A 19,201-nucleotide genomic window follows, 5' to 3' on the forward strand; every position below is an offset into this window, starting at 1 on the left:
GCGATGAGGCCCTCGAACCCTGCATCGCCCGAACGGACGCCATCGCCGGCAAGCCGGCTCCTACAAGGAGTTGTGTAACGCCAAGCCATAAAAAACCCTCCGCAGCGGGGCTGCAGAGGGTTTGGTTTGAAGCTCAGGGCTTGTCGGGCTTAGCTTTCGTCGCTTTCGTCGTCATCCCCGCCGTCGACCTTCATCCCCAGCTCCTTGATCTTGCGGGTCAAGGTGTTGCGGCCCCAGCCCAGCAGCACGGCGGCGTCGCGGCGGCGGCCGGCGGTGTGCTTGAGGGCGGTCTCGATCATGATCCGCTCGAAACTCGGCACGGCACTGTCCAGCAGGCTCGACTGGCCGCGCGCAAGCGCCTGGTCGGCCCACTGGCGCAGGGCCTGCTCCCAGTTGGTCACCGGCGCCGAATCCTGTGGCAGGTTCAACAGCTCCGGCGGCAGGTCGCTGATATGCACTTCACGACCAGAGGCCATGACCGTGATCCAGCGGCAGGTGTTTTCCAACTGGCGCACGTTGCCGGGCCACGGCAGGTTCTTCAGGTATTCCTCGGTTTCCGATTTCAGCAGCTTCGGCTCCACCGACAGCTCCTGTGCCGCGCGGGCGAGGAAGTGCTTGGCCAGGGTCGGGATGTCCTCGCGACGATCCGACATCCGCGGGATATGGATGCGGATCACGTTCAGGCGGTGGAACAGGTCTTCGCGGAACTTGCCGGCGTGAACCAGGGTTTCCAGGTTCTGGTGGGTCGCCGCGATGATCCGCACGTCGACCTTGACCGGCGTATGACCGCCGACCCGGTAGAACTCGCCATCGGCCAGGACCCGCAACAGGCGGGTCTGGGTGTCGGCCGGCATATCGCCGATTTCATCGAGGAACAGGGTGCCGCCGTCGGCCTGTTCGAAGCGTCCACGGCGCAGGTTGGCCGCGCCGGTGAAGGCGCCTTTTTCATGGCCGAACAGTTCCGACTCCATCAGGTCCTTGGGGATCGCCGCCATGTTCAGGGCGATGAACGGCGACGCGGCCCGTGGGCTGTGACGGTGCAGGGCGTGGGCCACCAGTTCCTTGCCGGTACCGGACTCACCGTTGATCAGCACGGTGATATTGGAGTGGCTCAGGCGTCCGATGGCGCGAAACACTTCCTGCATCGCCGGCGCTTCGCCGATGATTTCCGGGGTGCGGGTCAGCGTCGGTGGCACATCCAGGCCTTGTTGCTCCTGGGCGTGCTGGTTGGCGCGCTTGACCAGCGATACCGCTTCGTCGACGTCGAACGGTTTGGGCAGGTACTCGAAGGCTCCGCCCTGGTACGACGCCACGGCGCTGTCGAGGTCGGAATGGGCGGTCATGATGATCACCGGCAGGCGCGGGTGCTGCTCGCGGATCCGCGCGAGCAGGTCCAGGCCACTGGCGCCGGGCATGCGGATGTCGGAAATGATCACGTCCGGCTGCTGGCGGGCCAGGCGGCTCATCACGCCATCGGCACTGTCGAAGCTCTGGGTGGTCATGCCTTCCTGTTGCAGGGCTTTTTCCAGGACCCAGCGGATAGAACGGTCGTCATCGACGATCCACACGGTTTCACTACGGCTCATGTCGATGCGGCTCCTTGTTCCAGGGGCAGGAAGATCGAGAAGGTGGTATGGCCAGGATGGCTCTCACACTCGATCAGCCCCTGGTGCTGGCTGATGATGTTCTGGGTAATGGCCAGGCCCAGCCCGGTACCGTCCGGACGACCACTGACCATTGGATAGAAGATGGTTTCCTGAAGTTCGCCAGGAATGCCCGGACCGTTGTCGGTGATCTCGATCTTGGTCACCAGGCGGTGGCGGATGTGGCCGATGGTGAACTGGCGGATGGCCCGGGTGCGCAGGCTGATGCGGCCCAGGCGCAGCTCGTTCTGGCTGCTGATGGCCTGCATGGCGTTGCGCACGATATTGAGCACGGCCTGGATCATCTGTTCACGGTCGATCAATACGTCGGGGATACTCGGGTCATAGTCGCGCACCAGCGTGATGCAGCCCTGGCTTTCCGCTTCCACCAGGCTGCTGACCCGTTCCAGGACTTCATGGACGTTGGTCATGGCCAGCGACGGCAGCTTGTTCGAACCGAGCATGCGATCCACCAGGTTTCGCAGGCGGTCGGCTTCCTCGATGATGACGTTGGTGTAGTCCTTGAGGCTTTCTTCCGGCAACTCGCGGGCCAGCAACTGGGCGGCGCCGCGAATCCCGCCGAGGGGGTTCTTGATCTCGTGGGCCAGGCCGCGCACCAGCATCTTGGTGGTTTCCTGCTTGGACAGCTGGGCCTCTTCCTTGGTGATGCGCAGCAGGCGATCACGGGGATGGACTTCCAGCAGCAGCATGGTTTCACCCTGGCTGAGAATCGGTGTCACGGCGTAGTCGACGGTCAGGGTCTGGCCGGTCAGCGCCGTCAGCATGGCTTCGCGCTTGGTGAACGGGTGCGCCTGTTCGACGGCCTGGCGCAGGGAATTGAGGGCCTCGGTCGATTCGGTGAACAGCTCGCTGATGAATTGACCATGGCTGCGCTGGCCGCTGATGGCGAGCAACATTTCGGCCGCCGGGTTCATGTACTCAAGGCGCAGTTCGGCATTGAGCAGGATAGTCGCGGTGGTCAGGTTGTCGAGTAACAGTCTGTGCAGGGCGTCGCTGATGGTCATGGGGACCTCTTTTGGAGCATGGCAAACGGGGCCGGTCCCGATTTGCGCGCGCGAACAAGGCGCCGATACGGGGAAAATGCAAAAACCAAACCAAGGCTCCGAAAAGAAGCGCGAATTGCCTGAAATGGGCGTTTCAGGCTCGATTGAGTGGCGTTCTGCCAGTCGCGGCGGGTACTTTCGAACCAAAATGGGCTTCGGTTCGGGTAGGTGTGCAGTTTAGTGCACCAGCATGGTGCTTTTGTGGCGCGAGGCTACAGAAACGGCAGGAAGCTGCTTTTTTCTTCCTTTGGCTTGTCCGCCAGCGGGCATTCCGGGCGCTGGCCGTAATCGGCGAGCTGGCAGGGTTGTGCCTGGCGTTTCTGGCTGAGGGACATGCGCACCATATGGAACGGCTGGTTGGCGGTGCGTTCGGCGATGCGCCCCTGTTCGTCGAGGATTTCCACGGCGAGCTGGTGGCTGCCGCGATCGATGTTGTTCAGGGCGAACACCGGGCTCGTGCCGGGAGCGCCGGTGGGCTGGCCGTCCAGCAGCAGGCGATAGCCATGGCCGGCTTGCAGGCCGGGCTCGCTGGTGACGCTGACGATCAGGTCGCCCTCGGTGCTGCGGACCGTGGCATCCGGATCGGGCACCAGGATGCGCACCATCTGGTAGTGGAAGATCGGTTTCGGCCTGGTCTTGGCCTGGCTGCTGGCGGGCGCCGGCGTCGGACTGCCGGGGTTGGCCGACATGCGGTTGCTCGGCGCCAGCGGCACCCGCTGTGCACCCTTGCGGGGCTGGTCGGTGAAGACCCGGTTACCCTGGCTGTCGATATAGGTGTAGACCTCGGCCAGCGCCGGCAAGGTGAGCAGTGGCAGGGCCAGGCATAACGCGCGGGTGAAAAGTCGAATCATGAACGGCTCAAGGTGTATGCACCCGTTGTACGGTGAACGGCACGGTAGGGCTTTGCTGCACGACCTGCTCGCCTTCGAGGGCTTGCACGCTGAGGGTGTGGTCGCCACGGTCGACGTTCACCAGTTGCAGGCGCGGGACATTGCCGGGTTGACCATAGGGATTGCCGTCGAGCACCAACCGCAGCAGATGCTGGCGCTGCAGCCGTGGCTCCATTTTCACGCCGACGGTAAAGGTCCCGTTGTTGGCGCGCAGGGCTTCCTGGGTGGGAATATCCGTCAGTTCGAACACACTGTAGGGCGCAAGGTTTTCCTGGGTTTTCGCCGGCTGCGTGGTGCCGGGTCTGGCAGCTGCCGGCTGGCTCGGCTTCTGTGTCTCGACGCTGTTGAGCGGCGGCAGCTCCACGGCCTGGGCGGCGGTGCCGTCAGGTGGCTGGTTGCTGTAGGCGGTATTGCCGTTGGCGTCAGTGTATTTGTAGATCTGCGCCGATACGGGCAGCGCCAGGGCCAGCAGCAGGTAGAGCAGGGGTCGAGCCATGGAGACTCCCGGTGATGGTCCTGATCGGGGCGCGTCGTTCAACGGTGTCCCGCTGTCAGCATAGAGCACAATCCCGGGCCTTTTCACTGTTGTGGATTCAGGCACAGCTCGCCCGTGGCGCGAACCAGCGCCAGGTCATGGATGCTGTCGGAAGCCAGGGCCTGGCGGGCCTGGATCAACCAGGCGGGACATTGCGGGTCCTGCCGGTAAGGCGTGAAAGCCGCATAGTGTTGCAGCAGCCTGGCCTGCAATTGATCCAGCGCCGGGCGGATCTGTGTGACGAGATCGGGCCTGGGGATGACCGGTGCCTTGCCGGCTGTTCGCCATTCGGCCAGCAGCGCGTACTGCACCAGTTTATTGGCCTCGATCTGCGCCGCGACAAACTCGCCGATGTCTTCGGGCTGGATCTTGTAGGTGGCCGCCTGCTGCCGGGCATTGGCGATCACCTGCTGTTCGCGCGGGCTGTCCTGGATCGGCTTGCCGCTGTCCCATTTGGTCAGCGCCACCTGGTCGGCGATGCTCAGGCGCTCGCTGATGGCCTGCAGCAGGGGCGCCAGGGCATCGGGAGCTTTCGCGGGGGCAGGGGCGGCAAGGACGTTGGCGCTCAGGAGGCTGGCAAGCAGCAGGCTCACGATACGGTTGTTCGGCAGCATGGCGGGCTTCGACTTTTTCGGTGGCGGATGCAGGCCCAGAGTTAACGTCACAAGGCCCTGCAAGCGCCAGCGCATTTTCATGAAAAAGCGTAATCACGCCACTGCCGCATCCGGCAATGGTGCGCGCCGTTTGTTTGTGCCCGGTCAGGCCGGCTCGCTCGCCTCCGAGAGCGCCATGCCTTCGCTGCCGGCATAGAACACCATCAGGTCCACCGGAACGGCACCGGTCCTGGCGCGATGCTCGACATTGACCACGGCGGCAATCGTATCGCCGGATTTCAGCAGGGTCTGCTTGTTGCCTTCCCGCGTCTCGACCAGCACTTCGCCGGAGATGATGTAGGCAGCGCTGGGGATGGGGTGGATATGCCAGTTCAGTTCGGTGTCGGCGGGGATGTTGATCCGCAGCAGGGTCAGTTCGGGCGGGCCGGCGGGATAGGCTTCATAGGGGGTGCCGTCCCAGCCGCTGCTGGCGCGCAGCAGGACTTCGGCGGTCGGTGTGGCGGGTGTCTTCGGTTCGCTGCTGTCGAGCTGTTCGGCAATGGTGCTTGAAGGAAACGTCATGGGTTAACTCTCCGTGTCGGGTTGCATTCGCCGTCCGTGCGTGGCGGTTTCCGTAGGATTTGGATCCAATCCCGGAGAGGATAGTCAACGCTGGTCTGAACGCCTTGGCTAGTGCCTAAACATTGCAAGAAATCTCGAATTGCCCTGTCGTCGCCCCCGAGAAACCTCGCCCATGAAAAATGCCCCGTACCTTTCGATACGGGGCATTTTCTGAAAGCAGCGCCTGCTCGCGCAGGCGCAACCGGATCAGCAGCTGTAGTACAGCTCGTATTCCAGTGGGTGTACGAAGGTACGGACCTTGATTTCTTCTTCGCTTTTCAGTTCGATGTAGGCATCGATGAAGTCGTCGCTGAAAACGCCGCCCTTGGTCAGGAACGCACGACCTTTGTCCAGCTCTTCCAGGGCTTCTTTCAGGCTGCCGCAAACTTGTGGGATCTCTTTGGCCTCTTCAGGCGGCAGGTCATACAGGTTCTTGTCGGCAGCATCGCCAGGGTGGATCTTGTTCTGGATACCGTCCAGGCCGGCCATCATCAGTGCAGCGAAGGCCAGGTAAGGGTTGGCAGCCGGATCCGGGAAGCGGGCTTCGATACGACGAGCCTTGGGGCTGTTGACGTAAGGAATGCGGATCGAGGCGGAACGGTTGCGAGCCGAGTAGGCCAGCATTACCGGAGCTTCGAAACCTGGGACCAGACGCTTGTAGGAGTTGGTCGACGGGTTGGTGAAGCCGTTCAGGGCCTTACCGTGCTTGATGATACCGCCGATGAAGTACAGGGCGGTGTCGGACAGGCCGGCATAACCTTCGCCGGCGAAGGTGTTCTTGCCATCCTTGGAGATGGACATGTGAACGTGCATACCCGAGCCGTTGTCGCCGTACAGCGGTTTTGGCATGAAGGTAGCGGTACGGCCGTAGGCATCAGCCACGTTGTGTACGCAGTACTTCAGGGTCTGGACTTCGTCAGCCTTGGCCACCAGGGTGTTGAACTTCACGCCGATTTCGTTCTGGCCGGCAGTCGCCACTTCGTGGTGGTGAACTTCGACGGTCTGGCCCATCTCTTCCAGCGCGTTGCACATGGAGGTACGGATTTCGTGGTCGTGGTCGAACGGTGGAACCGGGAAGTAGCCGCCCTTGATGCCTGGACGGTGGCCTTTGTTGCCGCCTTCCACGTCCTGGTCGGACATCCACGAACCCTGTTCGGAGAAGATCTTGAACATGGAGCCGGAGATGTCGGACTTGAACTTGACCGAATCGAAGATGAAGAATTCTGGCTCGGGACCGAAGAAAGCGGTGTCGCCGATACCGGTGGACTTCAGGTATTCCTCGGCGCGACGGGCGATTGCACGTGGGTCGCGGTCGTAGCCTTGCATGGTCGACGGCTCGATCACGTCGCAGACCAGGATCAGGGTCGGCTCTTCGGTGAACGGGTCGAGTACGGCGGTGCTGTCGTCCGGCATCAGGATCATGTCGGAAGCTTCGATGCCCTTCCAGCCGGAGATGGAGGAACCGTCGAACATCTTGCCGATTTCGAAGAATTCGTCGTCCAGCGCATCGCGAGCCGGCATGGTCACGTGGTGCTGAGTACCTTTGGTGTCCGTGAAGCGCAGATCAATCCATTTAACGTCATGATCTTTGATGAGTTGAACCGACTTCGACATGGTGTCCTCCGGGTGGCTTCGGGCTGGGTAGTGGAGTTAGCCCTGAAATAGTGGTGATGCCGGCGCGAATACTCGGCCAAGGCAACCTGCCTCACAAGGGAGCAAATTGCATGCCAGTGCCCCGTGATGGGTTTTTTGCCCCAATCTCAAGCGTTCCAGCCAGCATAGGAGAATTTCGGTGCATCGAATGCACCTTTTCAGTGCCAAAAAATACCCTTACGGTCTTTTTTGGTGCGCCAAAAACCATCTGTACAATAACTGGTTAAACCTTGAGCAATTTCCGCTATAATCCGCGCCCCCCTTTTTCGGCCGGCCCTTCGCGCGCTGTTTTCATGAAACTAATCGTAAAAGTCTTCCCCGAAATCACCATTAAAAGCCGCCCTGTCCGGATGCGTTTCATCCGCCAGCTGGCCAAGAACATCCGTGCCGTGCTCCGTGACCTGGACCCGGCTGTGGTGGTGAATGGCGTGTGGGACAACCTCGAGCTGCAAACCGCGCTGACCGACCCGAAAGCCCTGCACGAGCTGACCGCGCGCTTGTGCAATACGCCGGGGATCGCCCATTTGCTGCAGGTCGACGAGTACCCGCTGGGCGACTTCGACGACATCACCGCCAAGTGCAGGCAGCACTATGGCGACGTGTTGCCGGGCAAGATCTTTTCCGTGCGCTGCAAGCGCGCCGGCAAGCACGTCTTTACCTCGATGGAAGTGGAGAAATACGTCGGCAGCCAGCTGCGCCGTCAGTGCTCCGCCGCCGGGATTTCCCTGAAAGAGCCGGAAATCGAAGTGCGGATGGAAATTCGCGACAAACGGTTGTTTGTCATCCACGGCCAGCATGACGGCCTTGGCGGTTACCCGCTGGGTTCGGTCGAGCAGACCCTGGTGCTGATGTCCGGTGGTTTCGACTCCACCGTTGCCGCCTACCAGATGATGCGCCGCGGCCTGATCAGCCATTTCTGCTTCTTCAACCTCGGCGGGCGCGCCCACGAGCTGGGGGTGATGGAAGTCGCTCATTACCTGTGGAAGAAGTACGGCAGCTCGCATCGGGTGCTGTTCATCAGCGTACCGTTCGAGGAAGTTCTGGGAGAAATTCTCGGAAAAGTCGATAACAGTCATATGGGCGTAGTATTGAAGCGTATGATGTTGCGCGCGGCCGAAGTCATGGCTGATCGGTTGCACATCGATGCGCTGGTCACCGGCGAGGCGATTTCCCAGGTTTCCAGCCAGACGCTGCCGAACCTGTCGGTGATCGACTGCGTGACCGAGAAGCTGGTGATCCGCCCGCTGATCGCCAGCCACAAGCAGGACATCATCGACCTGGCGACCCGGATCGGCACGGCCGACTTCGCCAAGCACATGCCCGAATACTGCGGGGTGATTTCGGTCAACCCGAAGACCCACGCCAAGCGCGCTCGCGTGGAGCACGAAGAGAAAGAGTTCGACATGGCGATCCTCGAGCGTGCGCTCGAGCGAGCCAAACTGGTGCCGATCGATCGGGTGATCGACGAATTGGGCCAGGACTTGCAGATCGAAGAAGTCAGCGAAGCGCTGGCGGGTCATATCGTCATCGACATCCGTCATCCGGATGCCCAGGACGATGAGCCGCTGGAACTCGCTGGCATCGAGGTACAAGCGATGCCGTTTTATGCACTGAACGCTCGTTTCAAGGAACTGGACCCTACTCGCCAGTACCTGCTGTATTGCGACAAAGGCGTGATGAGTCGCCTGCATGCCCACCATTTGCTCAGTGAGGGGCATGCCAATGTGCGCGTTTATCGACCGAGCTAAGTGCCCGGGGCTGTTTGCCTGTGGCCTGCGTCACCGGCCCCCCGACGCCGCCGTCAAGCTGTAACGGCCACGCCGGACACTACTGTCAATCGCTGCCAAGACTTGTCAGCACACCGAATCCTCTGATCGAGATACACAAGTGATCGAAAATCTACGCAACATCGCCATCATTGCTCACGTTGACCATGGCAAGACCACCCTGGTAGACAAACTCCTGCGTCAATCCGGCACCCTGGAGCGCAACGAGCTCAACGACGAGCGCGTGATGGACTCCAACGACCAGGAAAAAGAGCGCGGTATTACCATCCTGGCGAAAAACACCGCCATCAACTGGAACGGCTACCACATCAACATCGTGGACACCCCGGGCCACGCCGACTTCGGCGGCGAAGTTGAACGTGTGATGTCGATGGTCGACTCCGTTCTGCTGCTGGTTGACGCTCAAGACGGCCCTATGCCGCAAACCCGTTTCGTGACCAAGAAGGCTTTCGAAGCCGGCCTGCGTCCGATCGTGGTCATCAACAAGGTCGACCGTCCAGGCGCGCGTCCGGACTGGGTTCTGGACCAGATCTTCGACCTGTTCGACAACCTGGGTGCCACCGAAGAACAGCTGGACTTCCAGGTCGTCTACGCCTCGGCCCTGAACGGTATTGCCGGTCTGGACCACACCGACATGGCTGAAGACATGACCCCGCTGTACCAGGCGGTCGTCGATCACGTTCCGGCACCGAAAGTCGACCGTGACGGTCCGTTCCAGATGCAGATTTCCGCACTGGACTACAACAGCTTCCTGGGTGTTATCGGTGTTGGCCGTATCGCTCGTGGTCGCGTCAAGCCGAACACTCCGGTTGTCGCCATCGACGCTGACGGCAAGCGCCGCAACGGTCGTATCCTGAAGCTGATGGGTCACCACGGCCTGCACCGCATCGACGTTGAAGAAGCTTCTGCCGGCGACATCGTCTGCATCAGCGGCTTCGATCAGCTGTTCATCTCCGACACCCTGTGCGACCCACTGAACGTCGAAGCGATGAAGCCGCTGACCGTTGACGAGCCGACCGTTTCCATGACCTTCCAGGTCAACGACTCGCCGTTCTGCGGTAAGGAAGGCAAGTTCGTCACCAGCCGTAACATCAAGGAACGTCTGGACAAAGAGCTGCTGTACAACGTGGCACTGCGCGTTGAAGAAGGCGACTCGGCCGACAAGTTCAAGGTTTCCGGCCGTGGTGAGCTGCACCTCTCGGTACTGATCGAAACCATGCGTCGCGAAGGCTTCGAAATGGGCGTTGGCCGTCCGGAAGTGATCATCCGTCTGGTAGACGGCGTGAAGCACGAACCGTACGAAAACGTCACCATCGACCTGCCGGAAGAGTCGCAGGGCGCAATCATGGAGCAGATGGGTCTGCGTAAAGGCGACCTGACCAACATGGTTCCGGATGGCAAGGGCCGTGTGCGCCTTGAGTACAACATCCCGGCGCGTGGCCTGATCGGCTTCCGTAACGAGTTCCTGACCCTGACCTCCGGTGGCGGCATCCTGACTTCGATCTTCGATCGTTACGACGTGATGAAGTCCGGTGACATGTCCGGCCGTCAGAACGGCGTACTGGTTTCGGTTGAAACCGGCAAGGCGCTGACCTACTCCCTGGAAACCCTGCAGGCGCGTGGCAAGCTGTTCGTCGAGCACGGCCAGGAAATCTACAACGGTCAGATCGTGGGTCTGAACGCCCGTGACAACGACCTGGGCGTCAACCCTACCAAGGGCAAGAAGCTCGACAACATGCGTGCTTCGGGTAAAGACGAAACCATCGCCCTGGTTCCACCTGTTCGCTTCACCCTGGAACAGGCCCTGGAATTCATCCAGGATGACGAGCTGTGTGAAGTCACTCCCAAGTCCATCCGTCTTCGCAAGAAGATCCTGGACGAGAGCGAGCGTACCCGCGCTGCCAAGAAAGCCAAGGCTTGATCATCTAGCCCCGGCTGAATGAAAAACGCCCCCGACCGCAAGGTCGGGGGCGTTTTTGTTTGTCTGGCCGAAATGCTGATGCAACCCCTGGCTCAAGACTGTCGCAAAACCTGTAGGAGCCGGCTTGCTGGCGATGACGGCCTATCAGGCGATGCAAAGCTCACTGGCCTCATCGCCAGCAAGCCGGCTCCCACAAGGAGGCGGAGCGGCCGAGAGAGGGCACCGGTCAGAACCGTTCCAGCGTCCTGATCGGTGCCTGCGGCGCGGGCGCTTTGGGCTTGTAGGCGCAATACCCCGGGCGTGGCCCGATTTTTGGATGGTTACGGCAGGTGTCCGGACGTTTTTCGTAGATGGTGCACAGCCGTGACTTGCGATCCAGGTACAGGCAATCGTTGTTGCTCATGCGCTGCAGGGTGAAGATCTCGGACTTCTGGTTGTAGCGTTCGACGATCCCTTCCTTCTGCAGGCGCTTGGCGATGCTCTTCGGCGGGTCGCCGCGCTCGAACTCGTCGACGATGCCGATGCGGATCAGGTCCTTGATCTTCACCTCCACGGGCAGGGTGCAGCAACTGGACATGCAGCCTCCGCACATATGGCTGGAGTACTTCTGCCAGGTTTCGAGGCGGTCGAGTTCCGCGGCGGCGATCAGGGTGGGTTTCATCCGGCTGTTGTCCAGGGTGTATCAGGGCGCGCGATGATACCGGGGCTGGTGGATTTGTGAACAACCTTTTGACGGTTTTTCCCACAACCGCACGTTTGAAGGGAGTTTTGCGCATGGTTGCATCTTTTTGGAGCATCCAGGATTTATCGGGCTTTTCCCATCATGGACGGAAAAAACCCCGAACCAGAGCCATCGCCCTGTGTCGAACCGACTAGGCTCAGACAACTCGCCTTTTAAATCGTCCATCTCGCTAGAGGTCGCATCGATGTCTCAGGAACCGCTTGTCCGTGACGCTGAGGTGGCTGCCTTTCGTGCCGCCGTCCTCGCCAAACTTACCTACGCGGTGGGTAAAGACCCCGATCACGCGTTCGATCACGACTGGTTCGAGGCGATTGCCTTGGCCGCCCGCGACCATATGGTCGAACACTGGATGGATCACACGCGACAGATCTATCGCAAGGGCCAGAAGCGTGTCTATTACCTCTCCCTGGAATTCCTGATCGGCCGGCTGCTGTACGACAGCCTGAGCAACCTCGGGCTGCTGGATATCGCCCGCGAGGCGCTGGTGGACCTCGGCGTGGATCTGGAGCGTATCCGCCTGCTGGAGCCCGATGCGGCCCTGGGCAACGGTGGCCTGGGGCGCCTGGCGGCATGTTTCATGGAAAGCATGTCGACCCTGGGCATCGCCGGCCATGGCTATGGCATTCGCTACGAGCACGGGCTGTTCCGCCAGGCCATCGTCGACGGCTGGCAGCAGGAACAGACCGAGAACTGGCTGGACTTCGGCAACCCCTGGGAGTTCGAGCGCGCCGAGGTGATCTACCCGGTGGGCTTTGGCGGCAGCGTCGAAACCGTGCAGGACGAGGCCGGCCTGAGCCGGCAGGTCTGGTGGCCGGCGGAAACCGTGCGGGCGGTGGCCTACGATACGCCGGTGGTCGGCTGGCGCGGCGCCAGCGTCAACACCCTGCGCCTGTGGCGGGCACGGGCAACGGAAGAGCTGCACCTGGAGCGCTTCAACGCCGGTGACCACCTGGGAGCGGTGGCCGAGGTGGCCAGGGCCGAAAGCATCTCCCGCGTGCTCTACCCGGCGGACAGCACCGAGGCCGGCCAGGAGCTGCGGCTGCGCCAGGAATACTTCTTTGTCTCCGCGTCGTTGCAGGACCTGCTGCGCCGGCACAAGAACATGCATGACTCGGTGCTCAGCCTCGGCGAGCACGCGGCGATCCAGCTCAACGACACCCACCCGTCGATTGCCGTCGCCGAACTGATGCGGCAACTGGTCGACCTGCATGGCGTGACCTGGGATGCGGCCTGGCAGGTCACCGTCGAGACGCTGTCCTACACCAACCACACCCTGCTGCCGGAAGCCCTGGAAACCTGGCCGGTGGGGTTGATGGAGCGCATGCTGCCGCGGCACATGCAGATCATCTACCTGATCAACGCTCAGCATATCGATGCGCTGCGGGCCAAGGGAATCCACGATTTCGACGTGCTGCGCGCGGTGTCGCTGATCGAGGAAGACAACGGCCGGCGGGTGCGCATGGGCAACCTGGCGTTCCTCGGTTCCCACAGCGTCAACGGCGTTTCCGGCCTGCACACGCAATTGATGCGCAGCACGGTGTTCTCCGAGTTGCACAAGCTCTATCCGGAGCGGATCAACAACAAGACCAACGGCATCACCTTCCGCCGCTGGTTGTACCAGGCCAACCCGCAGCTCACCGAGATGATGGTCGATGCCCTGGGTCCGGAGCTGCTCGACAATCCCGAGGAGCTGTTGCAGGGCCTGGAGCCGTTCGCCGAGAAGGCCGGTTTTCGCAAGCAGTTCGCCGAACAGCGCTTGCACAGCAAGCGGGCGCTGGCGGCGTTGATCCAGGACCGCCTGGGCATCGCGATCAACCCGGCGGCGATGTTCGATGTGCAGGTCAAGCGGATCCACGAGTACAAGCGCCAGTTGCTCAACCTGCTGCACACCGTGGCGCTGTACCAGGCGATCCGCGCCGAGCCGGAAACCGACTGGGTGCCGCGGGTGAAGATTTTCGCCGGCAAGGCCGCCGCCAGTTATCACCAGGCCAAGCTGATCATCAAGCTGACCAACGACATCGCCCGCACCGTCAACAACGACCCGACCGTGCGCGGCCTGCTCAAGGTGGTGTTCCTGCCCAACTACAACGTCAGCCTGGCGGAAAGCATCATCCCGGCGGCCGACCTGTCGGAGCAGATCTCCACCGCCGGCTTCGAGGCGTCGGGTACCAGCAACATGAAGTTCGGCCTCAACGGCGCGTTGACCATCGGCACCCTGGACGGCGCCAACGTGGAGATGTGCGAGCGGGTGGGCGAGGAGCACATGTTCATCTTCGGCCTCAGCGCCCAGCAGGTGGAGTCGCGCAAACGCAATGGTGAGTTCAGCGCGGCACCGGACGTGGCTGCCTCCCATCGCCTCAACGATGTGCTACAGGCCATTCGGGGTGGGGTGTTTTCCCCGGACGATCCGGCGCGTTATGTCGGCCTGATCGATTCGCTGATCGATTACGACCGCTTCCTGGTCTGTGCCGACTTCGACGCCTACTGGGCCGCCCAGGCCCGGGTCGAGGCGCACTGGCATGACAGTAAGGAATGGTGGCGTTCTGCTGTACTTAACAGTGCGCGGATGGGCTGGTTCTCCTCGGACCGGACCATCCGCGAATACGCCACCGATATCTGGAAAGCACTGGAGTGATCTTTTGCACTAAGTTGTGAGGCCGACCCCACTCCCGTGGGGCCGGATCGATATACTACGCGGCAGATTGGCCGGGGCATCGAGTCCTCGGCCCCATCACGCCGCTTAGGGATATCGCGCATGCAATGGATTCTGATGCTGGTCGGATTGGCGTTGGGCTGGATGGTCGACGAGGCCATTGCCGACGCCCTGATCGGTGCGCTGCTCGGACTGGGCATCGGCCAGGCGTTTCGCCTGGCCAGCCTGGGTCGGCAGGCGACCGCGCAGTTGAGCGAGCTGCAAGGGACGAAAAAAGCCCTGGCGAATGTCGAGGCGCGTTTGCGTCTGGTCGAAGTCTCGGGCGTCAAGGTCTCTGAATCCCCAGCCGCATCCGCTGCCGTCGACCCTGCGTCGCCGATTGTCGAGGACATGCCACCGCCGGCTCCGGCCCAGGCCGCCGAGTCGACTGCGCCGCCGACTGCCGAAAAGCCGCGCGCGGTTCCCGAACTGATCTGGGAACTGCCCGCCGAGATTCACGAGCCAACACGCCGCGACGAGCCGCAAGCCGTGCGCCCCGAAGTGGATGCCTGGGCAGCGGAACCGATGCAGGCCGAGGTGCGCCAACCGGCCGCGCCCGCGGTTGCGCGTGAACCGAACCTGATCGAACGTGCCCTGGCGGGCGCCCGCAACTGGCTGTTTGGCGGCAATACCGTGCTGCGGGTCGGTGTGCTGCTGCTGTTCCTCGGTCTGGCTTTCCTGCTGCGCTACGCCACTGAAGGCATGGTGGTGCCGATCGAAGTGCGTTACGCCGGGGTGGCGGCTTGCGCCCTCGGCCTGCTGGGTCTGGGCTGGTGGCTGCGCCTGCGCAACAGCAACTATGGCCTGATGCTGCAAGGCACCGGGATCGCGGTGCTGTACCTGACGGTGTTTGCCGCGATGCGCCTGCACCCGTTGCTCGATCCGTCCGCCGCGCTGGGGCTGCTGGTGGCGGTCACGGTGTTCTCGGCGATTCTCGCGGTGACCCAGGACGCCCTTGGCCTGGCGGCGGCCGCAGCCCTTGGCGGTTTCGCGGCACCGATCCTGACTTCCACCGGTGCCGGCAACCATGTCGCGCTGTTCAGTTACTTCGCCCTGTTGAATGCCGGCATCCTCGCCATTGCCTGGTTCAAGGCCTGGCGCCTGCTCAACCTGATCGGTTTTGTCGGCACTTTCGGCATCGGTTTCGCCTGGGGCCTGCGCTCCTATCAGCCGGAGCTGTTGTGGAGCACCGAGCCGTTCCTGGTGCTGTTCTTCCTGATGTACCTGGCGATCGGCCTGTTGTTCGCCCGTCGCAAGCTCCTTGAGCTGGCGGCCGGGCCGCAGGACGAGAGCCGCGAGGGGCTGCTGCGCTGGTCGGCGCGCCAGGGCGATTATGTCGACGGTACGATGCTGTTCGGGCCGCCGCTGGTGGGCTTCGGCCTGCAGTTCGCGCTGGTCCAGCACCTCGAGTTCGCGGCGGCGTTCAGTGCCCTGGCGCTGGGCATCGTCTACATGGGCCTGGCCCGTCTGTTGATGGGCGGCCGGGCGTTGTTGCTGGCCGAGACCTGCCTGGCCCTGGGCGTGATCTTCGCCAGCCTGGCGATTCCCCTGGGCCTCGATGCGCGCTGGACCGCCGCGGCGTGGGCGGTGGAGGGCGCCGGTATTTTCTGGCTTGGCCTGCGCCAGCAACGGCCATTCGCCCGGGCATTTGCCTTGCTGCTGCAGTTCGGTTCGGCGCTGGCGTTCCTCTATGCCCTGCATGGCGGCGAGACCAGCCTGCTCGACGGCGCTCCGCTGGGGGCATTGTTGTTGGGGCTGGCGCTGCTGTTCAGCTTCCAGCAATTGCGCCAGGCCCCGCCGGAACAGACGGCCGCCTGGGAACGCCGGACGATTCCGCTGCTGGCCTGTCTCGGCCTGGCGTGTCTGTATCTGCTGGCACCGCTGTTTTTCTTCACCCAGGGCACGGCCATCAGTTGGGCACTGGCCGGACTGGTAACCCTGTTCGTCGGCCTGCGCCTGCAATCGCGCAGCTTCCTGTTCAGCGCCTTTGCCGTGCAATTGCTCGGCGGCGCCTTGTTCCTGTTGCGCCTGAAGGGTGCCGAAGGGGATTCGACGGCGGTCTTCAGTGCGGGCTGGAATGGCTTGATGAGTGCTTCGCTGATCGGCCTGTCGCTGATCGCCGGGATGTTGCTGGCGGCGCGGGACGAGATGGTCCGTAGCGATACACGGTTATTGCGGGCGTTGTCGGTCATTCTTCTGGCCGGCCTGGCGCTGATCAACCTGGCGGTGCTGTTTGTCCTGCCCTGGGCCACGGCCAGCGGCGTGTGGGCGGCCAGCGGCCTGCTGATCATCTGGCTGAGCCTGTATCTGCAACAGCGCCTGAGTTTTGTCTTCGGCCTGCTGTTGCAGGTGGTGGGTGGCACGGCCTTTCTGTTGGCCGATCGGCCGCATCCCGGCTCCCTGGAAGAAAACGCCTTGCCGCTGCTGGCCAACAGTGGGTTCTGGACGCCGATGGTCCTGGGTATCGTGGCCTTGATCGGCGCCTGGCGCCTGCAGGCGGGCAAGACCGCGACGGCATTTGATGCGTTGCCTCTGCGGCGTCTCTCGCAAGTGCTGCTGACCTGGGGAGCGCTCTGGTGGTTTGGCGCCTTGTGGTATGAAGTGATGCGTGCCGCCGGGAATGAGGGTTGGAGCTTCTGGATGCTGTTGGTGCCTGCCGGCAGTGTCGCGCTGTGGGCCCTGTTGGCCACGCGCCTGCGCTGGCCGGACCTGGCGCTGCTGTGCACGGTGCTGGTGCCGGCGTCGGCGCTGGTGCTGCTGATGAGCTGGTCCAGCCACTACCACCCGGCGGCGAACTTCGGCTGGCTCGCCTGGCTGGCGGTGTTCGTCGTACACCTGCTGTCCCTGCGCAAGCTGGCGCCACAACTACCGGCTCGCGCCTTGAGCATCGCTCATGTGCTGGGCTGCTGGTTGATCCTCGGCGTGCTGGCGCTGGAACTGCGCTACGGCCTGCTGTTGATGTCCGAGCACTACAACGCCTGGCGCTGGCTGGGTTACGCGGTCCTGCCGAGTCTGTACCTGGTGCTGATGGCCGCGCCGCGCAACGGGCCATGGCCGATTGCCGCCCATCCGCGCGAATATCGCCTGTACGCGGCCTTGCCCCTGGCGTTGCTGATGCTTGCCTGGTTCTGGCTGGCCAACACCTTCAGTGACGGCAGCGCCGAGCCATTGCCCTATGTGCCGCTGCTCAACCCGCTGGAGCTGGGGCTGCTGTTCGCCCTGATGGGCATCTATGTCTGGTCGCGCAGTGCGCTGCCGCAGTTCGGCATCCGCGCCGGCCAGGCCGAGTGGGCGACCCAGGCGGTGGCGGGGTTGTCGTTGTTCGCCTTCGTCACCGCGCTGGTCATGCGGGCAGCGCATCATTGGGGCGGCGTGCCGTTCCAGCTCGATGCCCTGCTGGAGTCGATGCTGGTGCAGGCCGGGTTGTCGATTGCCTGGAGCCTGATCGCCCTGAGCCTGATGATCGGCGGGCACCTGCGTCATCGTCGCGAGGTCTGGCTGATCGGGGCGGTGCTGATCGCGCTGGTAGTGGCCAAGCTGTTCTTTGTCGAGCTGAGCAACCGTGGCGGGCTGGCACGGATTGTCTCGTTCATCGGTGTGGGGGTGCTGATGCTGGTGGTCGGGTATTTCGCTCCGTTACCGCCGAAACGCCCGGATGTCGAACCGCCGAAAGCGCAAAATGAAGGAGTGTCATCTTGATTCGTAAGCTGAGCCCGGGCTGCCTGGGCATTCTGCTGCTGTGTGTGAGCGCATCGTTGTCGGCCCAGGAAAAACCGGCGGACTACGCCACGCTGGTGCCCTTGACCCTCGGTGGCGAGGGCCCGTGGTATCGCCTGGAACTGCCGTTGGCCTTGCAGGCGCAGTCGCGCCAACCCCAGTTGAACGACGTACGGGTGTTCAACGCCGCGGGCGAAGCCCAGGCCTATGCCTTGCTCAAGGAGCAGGCACAGTCGACCCAGCAGCGCCAGCAGGTCGATGTGAAGTGGTTTCCGCTCTTCAGTTCGGCCGACGCGCCCCAGGCCACGCCCAGCGTGCGCGTGCAATCGACCACCAGCGGCACTTTGGTCGAGGTGACCCCGTCCAGTCAGCTGGAGGTTGGCGAGGAAGTGCTGCGTGGCTGGTTGCTCGATGCCAGTGCGATCAAGACCCCGTTGCAGCAACTGGTTCTCGACTGGACCAGCGAGCGCGACGGCTTCCAGCGTTTCAGCATCGAAGCCAGTGACGATTTGCAGCACTGGCAGTCCTGGGGTGATGGCCAGGTTGCCCGTCTGTCGTTTGCCGACGAACGGATCGAGCAGCGTGAAGTGACCTTGCCTGGCCAGTCGGCGCGTTACCTGCGCCTGTTGTGGCAGGCGCCGCAGTCGGCACCGGTGCTGAATGCCGCGCAACTGGTGAGCAGCACCAGCAGCCTGTCGTTGCCGTTGGCCTGGTCGCAGCCGCTGGCCGGCAGCAGCGCCAAGGCCGGGGAGTACACTTGGGCAGTTCCTGCCGGGTTGAACCTGGAGCAGGTGCGGATCGAGTTGTCCCAGCCCAACAGCCTGGCGCCGGTGCGCCTGTATGGGCGGCGTAATGCCAATGAGGCCTGGCAAGCGTTGACCAGCGGCCTGCTTTATCGCCTGACACAGAATGGCCAGGACGTGGTGCAGGACAGGCTCGAGTTGTCCGGTTACGCGGTGGCGCAGTTGAAACTGGTCGTCGACGAGCGCGGCGGTGGTCTCGGGGCGACGGCACCGGCCTTGAGTTATGCGGTGCGGCCGACGCAGCTGGTGTTTCTGGCGCGCGGCAATGCGCCGTTCTCCCTGGCCCTGGGCAATGCGACGGTGGCCGCGGCGAACTTGCCGCTGTCAACGCTGATTCCGGATTACAGCCCGCAACGCCTGGCGGGGTTGGGCAAGGCGACGCCGGGCGCGGCGGTGGTGGTCGCGGCGCCACCGGCGGCGGCTGGCGCTACGCCCGGCACCGACTGGAAGAAGATCGGCTTGTGGGCGGTGCTACTGCTGGGTGTGGCGGCGCTCGGCGGCATGGCCTTCAGCCTGTTGCGCAAGAAGCCCGTGTAGGAG

13 protein-coding genes are annotated in these 19,201 nt (G+C 62.9%); 5 read left to right on the forward strand and 8 right to left on the reverse strand.

Going from position 1 to position 19,201, the window contains the following annotated elements; genetic code table 11:
* Positions 1 to 149: 149 nt before the first annotated feature.
* The 7 genes from ntrC to glnA form a co-directional block, all read right to left on the reverse strand.
* Positions 150 to 1,586, reverse strand: a complete 1,437-nt coding sequence (ntrC, locus tag HX851_RS21125; RefSeq protein WP_177059815.1) for a nitrogen regulation protein NR(I) — start codon at positions 1,584 to 1,586, stop codon at positions 150 to 152.
* Entirely contained in the window at positions 1,583 to 2,668 is a 1,086-nt protein-coding gene (gene glnL, locus HX851_RS21130; protein WP_177059813.1) for a nitrogen regulation protein NR(II), read from the reverse strand. Before glnL ends, ntrC begins: the two co-directional genes overlap by 4 nt.
* A gap of 251 nt (positions 2,669 to 2,919) precedes the next feature.
* Positions 2,920 to 3,558: a DUF4124 domain-containing protein gene (locus HX851_RS21135; protein WP_177065968.1), complete on the reverse strand. Its 639-nt coding sequence runs from the start codon at positions 3,556 to 3,558 to the stop codon at positions 2,920 to 2,922.
* Between the two features lie 7 nt (positions 3,559 to 3,565).
* Positions 3,566 to 4,093: a DUF4124 domain-containing protein gene (locus HX851_RS21140; RefSeq protein WP_177059809.1), complete on the reverse strand. Its 528-nt coding sequence runs from the start codon at positions 4,091 to 4,093 to the stop codon at positions 3,566 to 3,568.
* Positions 4,094 to 4,176: 83 nt separating this feature from the next.
* On the reverse strand, positions 4,177 to 4,746 hold the full coding sequence (locus tag HX851_RS21145; protein ID WP_177059817.1) for a chorismate mutase: 570 nt from the start codon (positions 4,744 to 4,746) through the stop codon (positions 4,177 to 4,179).
* A gap of 144 nt (positions 4,747 to 4,890) precedes the next feature.
* Complete coding sequence (locus HX851_RS21150) at positions 4,891 to 5,307, reverse strand: cupin domain-containing protein (RefSeq protein WP_177065969.1); 417 nt, start codon at positions 5,305 to 5,307, stop codon at positions 4,891 to 4,893.
* Positions 5,308 to 5,553: 246 nt separating this feature from the next.
* Positions 5,554 to 6,960, reverse strand: coding sequence for a type I glutamate--ammonia ligase (glnA, locus tag HX851_RS21155; RefSeq protein ID WP_017126970.1), 1,407 nt, complete (start codon positions 6,958 to 6,960; stop codon positions 5,554 to 5,556).
* A gap of 332 nt (positions 6,961 to 7,292) precedes the next feature.
* On the opposite strand from glnA, the gene thiI reads away from it, so the two are divergent.
* Both thiI and typA read left to right on the forward strand, forming a co-directional pair.
* Positions 7,293 to 8,747, forward strand: coding sequence for a tRNA uracil 4-sulfurtransferase ThiI (gene thiI, locus HX851_RS21160; protein WP_177059805.1), 1,455 nt, complete (start codon positions 7,293 to 7,295; stop codon positions 8,745 to 8,747).
* 139 nt (positions 8,748 to 8,886) lie between these two features.
* Positions 8,887 to 10,707 (forward strand): translational GTPase TypA, encoded by a 1,821-nt coding sequence (gene typA / locus HX851_RS21165; RefSeq protein WP_177059803.1) that lies wholly within the window; start codon positions 8,887 to 8,889, stop codon positions 10,705 to 10,707.
* Between the two features lie 226 nt (positions 10,708 to 10,933).
* Here the strand turns inward: typA and HX851_RS21170 are convergent, their stop codons facing one another.
* Positions 10,934 to 11,368, reverse strand: coding sequence for a YkgJ family cysteine cluster protein (locus HX851_RS21170; RefSeq protein WP_177065970.1), 435 nt, complete (start codon positions 11,366 to 11,368; stop codon positions 10,934 to 10,936).
* A gap of 265 nt (positions 11,369 to 11,633) precedes the next feature.
* On the opposite strand from HX851_RS21170, the gene HX851_RS21175 reads away from it, so the two are divergent.
* The 3 genes from HX851_RS21175 to HX851_RS21185 all read left to right on the forward strand — a co-directional run bounded on the left by HX851_RS21175 (position 11,634) and on the right by HX851_RS21185 (position 19,198).
* Positions 11,634 to 14,084 carry a glycogen/starch/alpha-glucan phosphorylase gene (locus HX851_RS21175; RefSeq protein ID WP_177059799.1) on the forward strand — a complete coding sequence of 817 codons (2,451 nt, stop codon included), beginning with the start codon at positions 11,634 to 11,636 and terminating at the stop codon, positions 14,082 to 14,084.
* A 120-nt stretch (positions 14,085 to 14,204) separates the two neighbouring features.
* Positions 14,205 to 17,840 (forward strand): DUF2339 domain-containing protein, encoded by a 3,636-nt coding sequence (locus HX851_RS21180; RefSeq protein ID WP_177065971.1) that lies wholly within the window; start codon positions 14,205 to 14,207, stop codon positions 17,838 to 17,840.
* Entirely contained in the window at positions 17,837 to 19,198 is a 1,362-nt protein-coding gene (locus tag HX851_RS21185) for a DUF3999 domain-containing protein (RefSeq protein WP_177059795.1), read from the forward strand. The genes HX851_RS21180 and HX851_RS21185 overlap by 4 nt, the downstream gene beginning before the upstream one ends.
* The last annotated feature ends 3 nt before the right edge of the window (positions 19,199 to 19,201 follow it).

The sequence above is a fragment of the Pseudomonas gingeri genome (assembly GCF_013385635.1).
In the GTDB taxonomy this organism is placed as follows: domain Bacteria; phylum Pseudomonadota; class Gammaproteobacteria; order Pseudomonadales; family Pseudomonadaceae; genus Aquipseudomonas; species Aquipseudomonas gingeri_A.

Bases quoted from the DNA above. Each gene is read 5' to 3' on its own strand.
- HX851_RS21150 (WP_177065969.1), bottom strand. From the start codon at position 5,307: ATGACGTTTCCTTCAAGCACCATTGCCGAACAGCTCGACAGCAGCGAA.
- glnA (WP_017126970.1), bottom strand. From the start codon at position 6,960: ATGTCGAAGTCGGTTCAACTCATCAAAGATCATGACGTTAAATGGATT.
- HX851_RS21135 (WP_177065968.1), bottom strand. From the start codon at position 3,558: ATGATTCGACTTTTCACCCGCGCGTTATGCCTGGCCCTGCCACTGCTC.
- HX851_RS21145 (WP_177059817.1), bottom strand. From the start codon at position 4,746: ATGCTGCCGAACAACCGTATCGTGAGCCTGCTGCTTGCCAGCCTCCTG.
- glnL (WP_177059813.1), bottom strand. From the start codon at position 2,668: ATGACCATCAGCGACGCCCTGCACAGACTGTTACTCGACAACCTGACC.
- thiI (WP_177059805.1), top strand. From the start codon at position 7,293: ATGAAACTAATCGTAAAAGTCTTCCCCGAAATCACCATTAAAAGCCGC.
- HX851_RS21180 (WP_177065971.1), top strand. From the start codon at position 14,205: ATGCAATGGATTCTGATGCTGGTCGGATTGGCGTTGGGCTGGATGGTC.
- HX851_RS21175 (WP_177059799.1), top strand. From the start codon at position 11,634: ATGTCTCAGGAACCGCTTGTCCGTGACGCTGAGGTGGCTGCCTTTCGT.
- HX851_RS21140 (WP_177059809.1), bottom strand. From the start codon at position 4,093: ATGGCTCGACCCCTGCTCTACCTGCTGCTGGCCCTGGCGCTGCCCGTA.
- ntrC (WP_177059815.1), bottom strand. From the start codon at position 1,586: ATGAGCCGTAGTGAAACCGTGTGGATCGTCGATGACGACCGTTCTATC.
- HX851_RS21170 (WP_177065970.1), bottom strand. From the start codon at position 11,368: ATGAAACCCACCCTGATCGCCGCCGCGGAACTCGACCGCCTCGAAACC.